This is a genomic window from Pseudoalteromonas sp. Ld20 (genome assembly GCF_045064175.1).
In the GTDB taxonomy this organism is placed as follows: domain Bacteria; phylum Pseudomonadota; class Gammaproteobacteria; order Enterobacterales; family Alteromonadaceae; genus Pseudoalteromonas; species Pseudoalteromonas neustonica.
The window spans coordinates 171,084-183,714 of record NZ_JBISHB010000036.1; the positions used below are offsets into that span (position 1 = coordinate 171,084).

At 35.7% G+C, this 12,631-nt stretch carries 14 protein-coding genes; 9 read left to right on the plus strand and 5 right to left on the minus strand.

Going from position 1 to position 12,631, the window contains the following annotated elements:
• Positions 1–173: 173 nt before the first annotated feature.
• Entirely contained in the window at positions 174–740 is a 567-nt protein-coding gene (locus ACJJVX_RS13365; protein WP_054453531.1) for a hypothetical protein, read from the plus strand.
• A 54-nt stretch (positions 741–794) separates the two neighbouring features.
• Here the strand turns inward: ACJJVX_RS13365 and ACJJVX_RS13370 are convergent, their stop codons facing one another.
• Positions 795–1,787: an MDR family oxidoreductase gene (locus ACJJVX_RS13370; RefSeq protein WP_054204566.1), complete on the minus strand. Its 993-nt coding sequence runs from the start codon at positions 1,785–1,787 to the stop codon at positions 795–797.
• A gap of 51 nt (positions 1,788–1,838) precedes the next feature.
• Positions 1,839–2,474: a TetR/AcrR family transcriptional regulator gene (locus ACJJVX_RS13375; protein ID WP_082355623.1), complete on the minus strand. Its 636-nt coding sequence runs from the start codon at positions 2,472–2,474 to the stop codon at positions 1,839–1,841.
• A gap of 446 nt (positions 2,475–2,920) precedes the next feature.
• Here ACJJVX_RS13375 and rmf point away from each other — a divergent pair, with 446 nt between their 5' ends.
• On the plus strand, positions 2,921–3,091 hold the full coding sequence (rmf, locus tag ACJJVX_RS13380; protein WP_054204567.1) for a ribosome modulation factor: 171 nt from the start codon (positions 2,921–2,923) through the stop codon (positions 3,089–3,091).
• Between the two features lie 70 nt (positions 3,092–3,161).
• Here the strand turns inward: rmf and fabA are convergent, their stop codons facing one another.
• Complete coding sequence (gene fabA, locus ACJJVX_RS13385; RefSeq protein WP_054204568.1) at positions 3,162–3,677, minus strand: bifunctional 3-hydroxydecanoyl-ACP dehydratase/trans-2-decenoyl-ACP isomerase; 516 nt, start codon at positions 3,675–3,677, stop codon at positions 3,162–3,164.
• A 352-nt stretch (positions 3,678–4,029) separates the two neighbouring features.
• On the opposite strand from fabA, the gene ACJJVX_RS13390 reads away from it, so the two are divergent.
• From ACJJVX_RS13390 to ACJJVX_RS13405, 4 genes are all read left to right on the plus strand, one after another.
• The gene (locus ACJJVX_RS13390; RefSeq protein ID WP_054204569.1) at positions 4,030–4,887 is read left to right on the plus strand and encodes a 6-carboxytetrahydropterin synthase; all 858 of its coding nucleotides are present in this window, start codon (positions 4,030–4,032) and stop codon (positions 4,885–4,887) included.
• Positions 4,880–5,695: a M23 family metallopeptidase gene (locus tag ACJJVX_RS13395; RefSeq protein ID WP_405631856.1), complete on the plus strand. Its 816-nt coding sequence runs from the start codon at positions 4,880–4,882 to the stop codon at positions 5,693–5,695. Before ACJJVX_RS13390 ends, ACJJVX_RS13395 begins: the two co-directional genes overlap by 8 nt.
• A gap of 5 nt (positions 5,696–5,700) precedes the next feature.
• The gene (locus tag ACJJVX_RS13400; protein WP_054204571.1) at positions 5,701–6,138 is read left to right on the plus strand and encodes an acyl-CoA thioesterase; all 438 of its coding nucleotides are present in this window, start codon (positions 5,701–5,703) and stop codon (positions 6,136–6,138) included.
• A 129-nt stretch (positions 6,139–6,267) separates the two neighbouring features.
• Positions 6,268–7,179, plus strand: a complete 912-nt coding sequence (locus tag ACJJVX_RS13405) for an endonuclease/exonuclease/phosphatase family protein (protein WP_405631858.1) — start codon at positions 6,268–6,270, stop codon at positions 7,177–7,179.
• Between the two features lie 7 nt (positions 7,180–7,186).
• On the opposite strand, the gene ACJJVX_RS13410 is transcribed toward ACJJVX_RS13405, so the two are convergent.
• Complete coding sequence (locus ACJJVX_RS13410; protein WP_054204573.1) at positions 7,187–7,573, minus strand: response regulator; 387 nt, start codon at positions 7,571–7,573, stop codon at positions 7,187–7,189.
• Positions 7,573–8,562, minus strand: coding sequence for a glycosyltransferase family 2 protein (locus tag ACJJVX_RS13415; protein ID WP_316244662.1), 990 nt, complete (start codon positions 8,560–8,562; stop codon positions 7,573–7,575). The genes ACJJVX_RS13410 and ACJJVX_RS13415 overlap by 1 nt, the downstream gene beginning before the upstream one ends.
• Before the next feature lie 151 nt (positions 8,563–8,713).
• On the opposite strand from ACJJVX_RS13415, the gene ACJJVX_RS13420 reads away from it, so the two are divergent.
• Genes ACJJVX_RS13420 through ACJJVX_RS13430 form a run of 3 tightly spaced genes read left to right on the plus strand, consistent with a single transcriptional unit; the run spans position 8,714 to position 12,631 of the window.
• Positions 8,714–9,865 carry a glycosyltransferase gene (locus tag ACJJVX_RS13420; protein WP_054204574.1) on the plus strand — a complete coding sequence of 384 codons (1,152 nt, stop codon included), beginning with the start codon at positions 8,714–8,716 and terminating at the stop codon, positions 9,863–9,865.
• 8 nt (positions 9,866–9,873) lie between these two features.
• Entirely contained in the window at positions 9,874–11,292 is a 1,419-nt protein-coding gene (locus tag ACJJVX_RS13425) for a lipopolysaccharide biosynthesis protein (protein WP_082355622.1), read from the plus strand.
• A complete protein-coding gene (locus ACJJVX_RS13430; RefSeq protein WP_054204576.1) occupies positions 11,276–12,631 on the plus strand; it encodes an O-antigen ligase in 1,356 nt (451 codons plus the stop codon). The genes ACJJVX_RS13425 and ACJJVX_RS13430 overlap by 17 nt, the downstream gene beginning before the upstream one ends.

Sequence of the window (12,631 nt, forward strand, 5' to 3'; positions counted from 1 at the left end):
AATATCTAATAAAGTAATTATAATTTTTATGAGCAAAATTTGATACAAGAAAATTACTAATATCTAAAATTGCGATTTTACAAACGTCAGAGGAATGGGTAAGCTTACGAAGCTTTAATAAGATTAGGCATGACGCCAACTACATCGGATGATAGATTTAAGGAATAGTATACATGGGACTTTTCAACAAAATTAAAACACAAGCTACATCAATTGGTTCAAATATCAGCGAATCAACGTCAAAATTAAGCTCAGATATGAGCACATCACTTAAAGAAAATTCAAAATTATCAGCAATTCGCTCAGAAATAACATCAATTGAAGGGCAACTCAATATTGGTTATCAAGATATTGGTAAAAAATATGTTGAGAACCTATTAGAGAATGAAGGTCAAAATATAGACGCCGCATTACAAGAATCATTGAATCGCGTAGAGCCTTTACTTGAAAAGAAACTAGAGCTTGAAGATGAAGCGATAGAAATCGAAAAAAAGCTAAAAGACCAAATTATAATCCAAGAAAAAGCACTTTTTCAAAAAGAATATGACCAAGAAAAAGAAAAGCTTGAAAAAGCAGTAAAGCTTGATGTGATTTCTGTAGATGAAATGACTGAGAGACTAGCTAAAGCACGCTTCAAATTAGATAATTTTGATACTATCCGTAAAGTTAAAAAGCAACACGAAATGAATTTGATATCAAAAGAAGAGCTTAAAGAAAAGCTAGCCGCTTTAGGTGCATAAACACGTTGAGCTAATTTATAAAAGCCGCGATTATCGTATTGCGGCTTGTTAGTGTTAGGCTTGGCAATTAACTACAACTCGACCTCGTATTGTTCCTGCCATTAAGTTATTAGCTGCTTCAATGACATCAGGTAGGCTAATTTCGGTCGATATTTTATCTAAGTAGCTACTTTCTACAAGCTCAGCTAAACGTTGCCATGCTTCTACTCTGTCAGGTTTTGGGCGCATAACACTGTCAATACCCATTAATGAAATCCCGCGCAAAATAAATGGGGCTACGGACGCAGGTAAATCCATACCTTGTGCCAAACCACACGCTGTCACAACGCCGCCATATTTTAATGATGCACAAATATTAGCAAGTGTGTGGCTGCCAACAGAGTCAATAGCCGCGGCAAATCGTTCTTTAGCTAACGCCTTACCTGGAGTTGATAATTCATCACGATGAATTACTTGTTTTGCTCCAAGTTGTTTTAAGTAATCTGTTTGTTCAAGGCGCCCAGTCGCAGCAACTACGCTGTATCCTAATAGGTTTAATAGATACACGGCAAAGCTTCCTACGCCACCGTTTGCACCTGTGACGAGTACATCACCAGAGTCAGGTGTTATGCCTTGTTTTTCAAGTGCTATAATACTGAGCATAGCAGTGTATCCTGCTGTACCTATCTGCATCGCTTGTTTAGGTGATAATTTTACGGGGAGTGGAATAAGCCACTCTGAGTTTAACGATGCTTTCTGTGCAAGTCCACCCCAGTGTTTCTCACCCACACCAAAACCGTTGAGCAAAACGAGTTGACCGTTTTGGAATTCATTAGACGTAGTTTTGGTGATTTTACCTACTAAATCAATCCCGGGGATCATTGGAAAAGTACGTACAACAGGGCCTTTTCCTGTAATGGCTAAGCCATCTTTGTAGTTAAGGGTACTAAAAAGTACGTCTAACTCAATATTATTGTTGGGTAATAGATCTGTTGTTATTGTTTGCAACGCGGCTGTATAGGTATTATCAATGTTATTAATAACAATGGCTTTAAATTCATTTTTCATGTTGAATCCTTTTAGACCGATCGTCTTTTAATTGGGAAATAAAATGCGCAATTACCTAAGCAATGCGCGTAAAAACATTTCTGTGTAGAGCGTTAGTGGGTAGGGGGTTTTGGTTAGTTTTGCACGCATTACTGCACCTTCCCAGCCTATCCAAAAATACTCACTCATTTGGTGGGTATTAACAGTGCTTGAAATGACATTATCTTGCTGGGCTTGATCTAAACAAACCTGTATAAGGCTTTGCCATGATTCATAGCACTGTACTAGTTTAGTGTTAAATTCATTATTTAAATGGTTTAACTCTTGATTTAGGTTACCAATTAAGCAACCTCGATTATAATCGTATTTATGCATCGAACGTGCAGCACTTTGTGTGAAATTAACAATGCGCTCTAAATACGGTGCATCACTTTGCGATAAGTAGCGATTAAGTTTGGCTATAAAGTAGCTATTATAAGCATCAACAACCTCCAGTCCATAAGCTTCTTTACTGCTAAAATAATGGTAAAACGATCCTTTAGGCACACCTACTTTCTTTAAAATTGTATCGAGCCCTGTTGCACTAAAGCCAAATTCAGTGAGAGTTTCCACGCCTGCTGAAATCAATAATGCTTTTGTGTCGGCATTACTGCGATTAGCTTTTGGTGGGCGACCACGTCGCGGTTGCTGTTCGGTATTTTTTATCATATACATATATTAGACCGATCGTATTTATATGTGCAAGTATTAATTTTATTCGTAAAAATATTGCGATTGTTAACTTAGTGATTATGTTTTTTTCGATAAAGTAAGAAATATAAGAACTTCTTTAGATTTAAATAGTTGAAATAAAATTGTCATAATTACATTTATTTTAGGAACTATCAGAGATATTGACTGGTCATAATTAAAGCACATGAGTACCTCTGATTGATTAGATTGCCGTAATCTTTGTATGAATATAAATCGCTGAGTCAGTGGTATGACCATATTGCTTTTTAAAATGTTAATTCATTTTTGCATCAGCAGCTTAGTTAATGTCAATTTATTTAATTGCATTTGTGATTTGAATTTAACAGTTTTATTAACTATTCATTAAATGTAGATGTCATAAACGCTACAAATATATAAATATAAAAGGTGAGGATTTACCTATGAAGAGACAGAAAAGAGATCGGTTAGAAAGAGCTCATTCTCAAGGCTTTAAAGCAGGCTTAGCGGGTCGTTCAAAAGACCTTTGCCCTTATCAACAAATAGATCCTAAATCAGAATGGTTAGGTGGTTGGCGTGAGGCGATAGATAGTCGTAACTTGTATAAGACCTAAAGGTTAGATCAAATTTAAGCAAAAACGCCTCGCTAAAATAGCGAGGCGTTTTTGCAGGAATGTTTTAAAATTAAAACGCGCTAGTATCTTGAAAAAGGCCTACTTTAAGATCTTTTGCTTCATAGATTACACGGCCATCAACTTCAACGGTGCCGTCAGCCATTCCCATGAATAAACGTCGTTTAATTACGCGCTTCATCGTTAAACGATAGGTAACTTTTTTAGCGGTAGGTAACACTTGGCCAGTAAATTTAACTTCACCTACACCTAAAGCACGACCAAGACCAGGACCACCTGACCAACCAAGGAAAAAGCCAACTAATTGCCACATCGCATCTAAACCAAGGCAACCAGGCATTACAGGGTCACCTTTAAAATGGCAATCAAAAAACCATAAGTCAGGGTTGATATCTAGCTCTGCAACTATTTCACCTTTACCGTGTTCACCACCATCATCAGTGATCGAAATGATGCGATCCATCATTAACATGTTATCACTTGGCAAGCGGCAATTGCCTTCACCAAACATATCGCCTTGACCACATAGGATCAAATCTTCTTTTGTATAGCTATTTTTAGGTTCCATAACACTTTTTCGTCGCTTAGAAATTGCAGAGTACTTTAGCGTACACTTGTACGCTAAACAACTCTGAGCAGTTAAAAAATAGTTGATTAGCACGTAAATCAATCTAAAAAGATAAATAACATGTTAATTTCACGTTTAAAATAAAAGAATTTTTATCAAATTCTGTCATCAAGACTTCAAAAAAATAGACGAAAAATTAAGGATATGCTTAAACTTAATGTTGCATATATCTAATTACGTCTTATTTTCATTAATGCGTTAGTTAAATGGCTTTTAATTCAAACCTAAACTCGCTTCTTGAGGTGGTTTGGGTATAATTAGCCTGATTTTTTAACCAGTATAAAGGAAGTTTATGATCCTTTTTGTTAACGCACTTACAGTAATTGATTTTTCTTATCTGTGTAATAAACGAGGCGCAGTTGGCGAAAGCTGGATTGTTGATTTAACGTTGCACGGTCAATTAAATGAAGAATCGATGGTTCTCGATTTTGGTTTAGTTAAAAAACAGATCAAAGGTATTATTGATGATTGTATTGATCATAAGCTAGCGATACCGTCAATTATTCAAGGTGAAGTAGTCGCATATGATGACTATAGAACACTTGATTGTACTTTTGGTGACGGCCATCACTTAGCGATGAGTGCGCCGCATCAAGCATTTTGTATGATCGATGCACCTGTTATTAATGAACAATCAGTCATCGACTTTTTAATCGCTACAATTATGCCGCAACTGCCTAGTAACATAGACAAAATCGAGATTGAACTAAAGCCTGAGCATAGTAAAAGCTTTTATTATCATTACAGTCATGGGCTTAAAAAGCATGACGGGAATTGCCAGCGTATTATTCATGGCCATCGGTCACAAATTGGTATTGCATTAGATGGTATGGCTATGCCTCGTTTACAAAAACAATGGGCTGATAAATGGCAAGATATCTATTTAGCGACCGCTGAAGATGAAATTAAAGCAGAGCAATTAATTCACATCACTGCAAAAAAAGATGATTTATGTTTTGCATATACGGCTGCCCAAGGTTATTTCGAAATGGTACTTAGTAAGGTTCGTTGCGATATTTTACCCGTAGATACAACCGTTGAATGTATTGCAGCTTACTTAGCTGAACAAGTTAAATTAGTACACCCTGATAATGATGTAAAGGTTACGGCATATGAAGGTGTCGCTAAAGGGTCAATTTGTTATGCGTAATTTTATTTTAGTAGGCGCATTATCAACATTAAGCTTTTTTAGCCAAGCAGTCGAATTAAAAGGCCATTTAACGCAAGGTGGTTTAGTCACCGGGCAGCTTGAAGACGCTACTTTGATAAAGTTTAATGGTGAGCCATTAAAAGTAACAAAGGAGGGTTTTTTTGCATTTGGCTTTGGCCGTGATTCGCAGCTTAAGCACAATTTATCGTGGGTTGATAGCAACAGCAAGGCACACGAGCAACCTATATTGATCACCAAGCGTGATTATAATATCGATAAAATCACCGGTGTAGCTAAAAAATATGTATCGCCACCTAAAGAGGTGAGTGCACGTATCAGCCGTGAAGCTGTTGCTGTTCGTAATGCACGAAAAGTAGATTCAGAACTAACCTACTTTTTAGATCCTGTTTATAAACCTGCCGAAGGAAGGATTTCGGGTGTTTATGGTAGTCAACGTTACTTTAATGGAGAACCCCGTAGGCCTCATTTTGGCTTAGATATTGCCAATAAAACGGGTAGTCCAGTGTATGCGCCTGTGAGCGGTACTGTTGTTTTTGCTGATGTTGATTTGTATTATTCTGGCGGCACCTTAATTTTAGATCATGGCCATAGCGTTACATCAACTTATATTCATTTGAGTAAATTAGATGTAAAAGTAGGTGATAAAATTATCCGTGGGGAAAAAATAGCTGAAATAGGCGCTACAGGACGAGTGACTGGCCCGCATTTAGATTGGCGTTTTAATTGGAAGGGCGAACGCCTTGATCCAGCTCTTATGATGTTAGACACATTAGCAAACAAAAAGTAGAAACTATGACAACTGAAGTAAATCGTGAAAAGATTATTGCACAGCGAATTATTGATTCAACAACATCTGTTACTAAAACGGTATTCCCTGGACGGACTAATCACCACAATACTTTATTTGGTGGTGATGCATTAGCATGGATGGATGAAGTCGCATTTATTGCAGCGACTCGTTTTTGTCGAAAGCCACTAGTCACTATTTCATCTGATCGAGTCGACTTTAAAGAAGCAATTCCTGCAGGAACGTTTGCTGAACTAATATCAAAAGTTGTTCACGTTGGTAATACTAGCTTAAGAGTCGATGTTGAAATATTTTTAGAGACTATGCATAAAGATAACAAACACTCAGCAATTACAGGAAGTTTTACCTTTGTGGCTGTTGATGATAACCATCGTCCGACACCTGTTGTATGTGACAAAATGATTTATGGTTTCGATAAATAAAAAGTATGCGAATAAGCTTAAATTGGGCTTATTCGCAACAGAAAAAGAACACATCATACTGGGTTTTAGGTAAATAATAATAAGCACCTGCTGTGAACCTTTACTAAAATAATTATCAAAGGAGGGGTTATGGCAATATTTCTCGGTGGGGTTTATATTTTTGTATTGTTCTTGGCTTTTAACAAAATAGATAACTATGTGTTGGATTTAATAGCCTCTTTTAGAGGCCAGCTAATTTATTGCTTGGTCTTAATTAGTTTACTGCTATTTTTGAAGATTAAAAAAACGGCTATGGTTTTATTAAGTATTTCTTTTGTTTTGCTGTTAGCTCACTATGCACCATTTCAAAGTAAATTTAACATAACAGAAGAAGATACAATCACGGTTAAATTAATAAACCTGCATTACTATAATCAGCATATTAAAACTGTGTTACAAGATTTTTATGAAGAAAATACATGGGACATCTTAGTTCTTCAAGAGTTTAATGATACACATCGTAGTAAATTAACTAAGTTTAATGAACAATTTTCACTCTATGGGTATGACTCAGTAGAAGGCTCCCCATTTGGTATTGTGGTTGTTTCTAGACTGCCAATTATATTTCGATATTTAAATACACAGGAAAATCGAAAGCTTGGTTATATTAAGTTAGGTTTTTTAAAAAATGACGAAGTACTGTATGGCTTTTTTTTACATCCACCTTCACCTCGTTCAAAAGAGCTTTGGATGCAACGGAACCAGTTACTTCGTGTGTTAACTACAGCTGTTACAAGTACTGATAGTAGTTGGTTTATAACAGGGGATTTAAATACAGTTAGCTGGTCTCGTTATTTTCCAAGTGATCTCGGTGAAACATGCGTTGACGCCTACGGTATTTATTCTAGCTGGTCTCCTTTTAGTCAGTTATTTAGTGAAGTTACAGGGGTACCGATTGATCACTGTATTGTAAGTGAAAACATTAAACTTAGAGAGGTCTATTTATCAACAATAAAAGGTAGTGATCATCGTTCTTTAACATTTAAAATGATAGAAAGGTAGATAATGTTCACAGCATTTTTTTGCGTAAACAACTATTTTCAATTAACAACCTAATAAGCATCACTAATTCAAAATTATCCCATGGTTTGGATGTTATCAAATGAGCAATGTTTTGTTTAATCGCAGACTTAGATGTTTCTAAATCTGCATAGCCTGTGAGCAACATTCGTGAGCAGTCAGGTTGGATCTGTTTAAACTGCTCTAGCAAATTCAAGCCATCAATATTTGGCATAAGCAAATCAGAAATAACCAGATCTATTTCATTTTCTTTCGCATACTTAATCGCCTCTAAAGGATTAGTAAATAGAATAAGAATAAAGTCTGCTTTGAGTAAGCGATTTAAAGCTCGTAAAATCGCTTCGTCATCATCGACTATCACAATAGTATGTGACATTATTTATTTCCTACAAGGCTTTTAAGATCATAAAGTAGGTGTTTAAAATTTCGTTTATGAGGAAATAAATAAAATGCTTTTTGAGAACACATTAATGCTTTGCCTCGCTTGCCGACTTCTCTGTAAAACTCGCCATAACATTCATTAATTCTAGCTTTAACTTTAGCATTTTCTAAAAAACTTAAGTTTTTGATATTACGATTAACAATTTCAACCATCGCGGTCAGTCTGTTAAGTCTATTTGCCGTGATTGAATTACTTCTCATTAAGTAATGCATAGCACATTGTTGTGAATAGGCAACATTTCCAATATTCGCTAGTTTTAACCAGCAATCTAAATCACTTGCGCTGGTTAGTTTATTATCAAAACATCCAGCCTCTATAATTGCGCTTCGACGGACCATGACTGTTGATGTGCCGACTACGTTTGCGTACATTAATTTACTCAGCGCATCATCAAAGGTTTTGTAATCATTTATAAGAGACTTACTTTTAGAAAAATTAGCTTCAGGCCAATACTCAAAGCACTTAATAATCTCTTTGCCATCTTCTGTTATGTGCATGTAATCTGTAAACGAGAGAACACAATCAATATTTTTTTTCATATAATTAAATTGTGAAAATAACTTATCCTCACACCAATAGTCATCAGCATCCAAAAAAGCTATATATTCTGATTGTGCTTTTTCAATTGCTAAGTTTCTAGCATTAACAACTCCTTGTCTGCTTTGTTTGATCAGTACAATCTGAGGGACAGTTTTTTGTTCATGTTCTATCCAGTCAACGCTACCATCTGTTGAACCGTCGTCGATAATAATAATCTCTACTAATATGTTTTTTTGCATAACAATACTATCGATACATTTAGCTAAGTAATCTATACAATTGTAATTTGGGATTATAACGCTAACATCAGGTTTCATATCCATTCTCTCTTTAATTACCTTAAGTAATACTACGCAATTACGAAGCCAAGATTTAATGCCCATTTAAACACTGTTTTTAAGTTTTAATTTGTTAAACGCATTGCATTTTGCAAGTATTTTGCAAAGCGGTGATAATATGAGCGGTTTTAGTGGTTTTTTATAAGGCACGGATATTGCCACTTAATAGTTAATATATATTCTTTGGGAATTAACTATGAAACACATTGGCATCCTTGTACCAAGCTTTCCAATTGCATCTGAAACTTTTGTAATCACTGAAATTAACGCATTAGTAGCTACGGGTCATAAAGTGACTGTTATTACGTTTGAAAAAACAAAGCTGGTAACAGCTTTAGATATCAATGTTAATGTTGTAACAATAGATAAACCATCAATTATAAGCATCTCGAATTTTACTACAAAATTACCTACGCTTTTTAAAGCACTGAATTACTCAAATAAATTTAAATCTATTTCAACACCATCATTATTAGCTTATGGAAATGAGATTGCTCGTTTAATTAATAAATTCAATATAAACCATCTGCATTGTCACTTTATGCATGGTCCATTAGCTTATGGGATCATCGGCGCTAAAATTGCTGGGATCACTGTATCGTCTATAGGTCATGGCCACGATGTGTATGTTAATAAAGCTGATTTAGAGCAAAAAGTTGCATTGTGCGACTTCTCTGTTGCTGTATGCAAAGACATGGCTGACCAATTTAAGGAATACTCAAAAAACTCTATCAAGTTACTTCATTGTGGTATCAGCCTTGAGCAATTTAGGTTTTCACCTAGATCACTTAATGAGTCTGTTAAGTTATTATTTATTGGTCGTTTAGTGGAGAAAAAAGGCTTACAATTTTTATTACCTGCTTTAAAGCAACTGCCTAATGAATTCAATATTACATTGGATGTAGTAGGGGACGGCCCAATGTTAAATGATTTGATTTATATGGCTGAGAAACTAGGAATTCGAGATCAAATCAAATTTTTAGGCAAAAAGTCTCCTGATTGGATCGCTCAAAATACTATCCAATACTCTGCACTTATCGCTCCATTTTGCATTGCTAACAATGGCGACCGTGATACAGGTCCCGTTGTATTAAAAGAAGCTATGGCCTGCGGTGTACCTGTACTAACTACTAGTCTTATGGGGGCGAATGAAATAGTAACTAATCAAGTAGGTTATAAATGCTTACCAGGGAGTATTTCTGATATCACAAAAATGATCTATAAGTTTTACTTGCTAACACCACATCAACGCTTTGAAATGGGCCAAAATGCAAAGAAACTTGTTGCTAAACAATTTAATGCAACGCATCAGGCAAAAAAACTCTCACAATGGGTGCAAGCCCTATAGGAGAGCCTATGACAGGCTTAAAGCAAATACTATATTTTGGTATATCTGTTGTCGTTGTTAAAGGACTTGGGTTTTTATTACTGCCAGTAACGACAAGGCTTTTAGATTTAACAGAGTTTGGGGAATTAAACTTTTTGGTTTCTGTCTCCTCGGTGTGTTCACTTTTGCTATGTTTAGGTTTGCCAGAGCTTTTATTTAAACAACAGTATAATGACAACCGATTAAAGCTTGCTTTGTTTAGAGATTGTTTAGTTTTAAGCGCTGTTGTTTGTAGTTTATTTATTGTAATTGCTTTGATTTTTACACATAAAATTATTGTGCATTTACCTGCTAATGTGGCACCACTTGATTTTCAACTGTTATGTATTAACTTGTCCTTATCCGCTTTACTAGCAATACCTTATACATATTTTAGAGTTTACAATTTAGCTAAACATTATTGCGTATTAGCCGTCTGCCATGGTTTATTACAAACTGTAGTTACGATCTCATTATTACTTTTGGGAAAAGGTATCACCGGTGTCATGTTTTCAGGAATGATCAGCACGTTACTGATTTTGCTCATTGCGCTATTTTTTGTAATAAAAAAATTAACAATTACCTATGCATCCATTTCATGGCGACTCAATAAACAACATAGCGCTTTTTTATTGGCTATCATAGTATCGTCACTATGTGTGTACGCTGGCAATGGCGCTGAAAACTGGTTTATTGTTGCGCATGAGGGAGAAGCCGTCTTAGCCCAATATTATGTTGCTGTACAGTTTGCAGTTATGACTTCTTTCACGTTCGAACCAATTAGAATGTGGTGGTTTGCCAAGCGTTTTGACTTTATAAAAGAAGACAAAGTTAACTACAGTTTTAGTGCGGTGCGCAGTCTTAATATTGGTTTAGCGTTATGCGCTATTATGTTGATACTAGCTCCAATATTATTCAATCTGGTTTTACCTTCAGCATATCAAACAAACACTTGGTGGTTACCCGCCTTAATAATTATTGTTGCAATAAGGCATCATAGCGATATTTTAAATATAGGCTGTTTTATGCATAAAAATGGCTTGTACGTAACATTAATAAATGCATGTGCAGCAGTAATCGCAATGATTGGGTTATGGTTGTTGGTTGCAAATGAAGGTGTTAACGGTGCAATTTTAGCATTGTTAATAATGCAGTTATTTAAAGCAGCCAGTTTTTTTGTGATAAGCCAACGACTTGAAAAAATACAAATTAACGTCAAAGACTTAATAGTGAGTTGGATTTCACTTGCTTGTTTGTTCTGTAGCGTAGTCTTTTACCCACAATGGTTTGTTTTACATATTGGTATCCTCACTGCATTTTTAGTTTTTCTTTCATTACTCTATAAAACAGATATTCAGCGAGTAATTAAAGCTTTCCCTACAAGGCATGTTGATGCATCAATTTTATAAAAATAATAGTCATCTTATTAATGCAAGCTTAGTTACATTTTTAGTAGTTGGGTTGTATCTTCAACTGGGTCCTATTGCTGTATTTGCTTTTTTGATTCTACCTTTTGCCGCATTTACAGCAGTTAAAGTAAGTGTGGCCTTTATTATTTTATTTATTTTATTTAGTTATTTTAGACTACACGAAGCATTCCCTGTGCTAATGCCTCTGAAGATCCCCAAGCTTTTAGCATTGGCGTCTATTTTAGGGATCGTGTGGCATTTATTTATTTCAAAAAAACTTAAGCCACATTGGAGTACAACTCATCTAATTTTTGTAATTTGGTTTGTGTGGCTCACAGTGTGTGTATTTAGTGCTTCAAATAAAGGGATCGCAATAGAATATTGGTCAGGTGTATTGGTCAAAGTGCTAATTATGGTTTTCGCTATTAGTTGGTGGATGACATCTCTTTCTCATTTTAATAGTGTTCGCCTAGGTATTATGGTGTCGGGGGTTACCATAGCAATTGTTGCTTTAAGCAATAAAATCAATGGTATTGGCCTAGTAGAAGGCACTCGGGTTACGATTTCTCGCGATATTCGCTCTCAATTAGGCGACCCAAATGATTTGTCTTTAGTATTGATGTTTCCAGTCTCTTTTTTAGCCGCCGAGATGTTTAACACAAATGCACACTCGTTGCGTAGATTGCTAGCTGCAATCGGTTTGCTATTAGCAATATCAGGAGTTATAGCAACACAAAGCCGAGGAGGGTTACTCGGTATTGCTGCAATTATATGTTTTTTCTTATACCAAAAAATTAAAAATCCGCTAATCGTTGCTGGTATCGGCGTAGTGGGGATGTTGGTACTTATGATTTTTGCCGGTATTACTGATCGTCAAAGCGGAGGGGCTCAAGAAGGCGGCGTTGATGAGTCGGCAATGGGACGTATTTATGCATGGCAAGCGGCTATTAATATGGCGCTTGCTAATCCTTTAACAGGGGTTGGAGTGAATAACTTCTTTGTTAATTATTACTTTTACAGTCCGCATTGGGATGGCAAGAATCATGCAGTGCATAGTACATGGTTTCAAGTATTAGGAGAAACGGGCTTTGTTGGACTATGTATTTTCATTCTAGTTATAGTCAGCATTTATAGAAGTTTGTCGCGAGTTTTTACGCTTATAAAAATTAACCGTAACGACAACATTGCAATAAATGCTTCGGCACTAAAAGCCGGTTTAATTGGCTTTATGGTATCTGGAACCTTTTTAACTCAAGCATTTACTTGGCCTTTGTACATAATTTTAGCACTGACAATTGCATTAGAAAAGCTTGCACTTGAAAGTCAAAAGGAGTTATAG

What these genes read in the sequence shown, in the direction of transcription:
- ACJJVX_RS13365 (WP_054453531.1), top strand. Translation starts at nt 174, where the DNA reads ATGGGACTTTTCAACAAAATTAAAACACAAGCTACATCAATTGGTTCA.
- ACJJVX_RS13370 (WP_054204566.1), bottom strand. Translation starts at nt 1,787, where the DNA reads ATGAAAAATGAATTTAAAGCCATTGTTATTAATAACATTGATAATACC.
- ACJJVX_RS13375 (WP_082355623.1), bottom strand. Translation starts at nt 2,474, where the DNA reads ATGATAAAAAATACCGAACAGCAACCGCGACGTGGTCGCCCACCAAAA.
- rmf (WP_054204567.1), top strand. Translation starts at nt 2,921, where the DNA reads ATGAAGAGACAGAAAAGAGATCGGTTAGAAAGAGCTCATTCTCAAGGC.
- fabA (WP_054204568.1), bottom strand. Translation starts at nt 3,677, where the DNA reads ATGGAACCTAAAAATAGCTATACAAAAGAAGATTTGATCCTATGTGGT.
- ACJJVX_RS13390 (WP_054204569.1), top strand. Translation starts at nt 4,030, where the DNA reads ATGATCCTTTTTGTTAACGCACTTACAGTAATTGATTTTTCTTATCTG.
- ACJJVX_RS13395 (WP_405631856.1), top strand. Translation starts at nt 4,880, where the DNA reads ATGCGTAATTTTATTTTAGTAGGCGCATTATCAACATTAAGCTTTTTT.
- ACJJVX_RS13400 (WP_054204571.1), top strand. Translation starts at nt 5,701, where the DNA reads ATGACAACTGAAGTAAATCGTGAAAAGATTATTGCACAGCGAATTATT.
- ACJJVX_RS13405 (WP_405631858.1), top strand. Translation starts at nt 6,268, where the DNA reads ATGGCAATATTTCTCGGTGGGGTTTATATTTTTGTATTGTTCTTGGCT.
- ACJJVX_RS13410 (WP_054204573.1), bottom strand. Translation starts at nt 7,573, where the DNA reads ATGTCACATACTATTGTGATAGTCGATGATGACGAAGCGATTTTACGA.
- ACJJVX_RS13415 (WP_316244662.1), bottom strand. Translation starts at nt 8,562, where the DNA reads ATGGGCATTAAATCTTGGCTTCGTAATTGCGTAGTATTACTTAAGGTA.
- ACJJVX_RS13420 (WP_054204574.1), top strand. Translation starts at nt 8,714, where the DNA reads ATGAAACACATTGGCATCCTTGTACCAAGCTTTCCAATTGCATCTGAA.
- ACJJVX_RS13425 (WP_082355622.1), top strand. Translation starts at nt 9,874, where the DNA reads ATGACAGGCTTAAAGCAAATACTATATTTTGGTATATCTGTTGTCGTT.
- ACJJVX_RS13430 (WP_054204576.1), top strand. Translation starts at nt 11,276, where the DNA reads ATGCATCAATTTTATAAAAATAATAGTCATCTTATTAATGCAAGCTTA.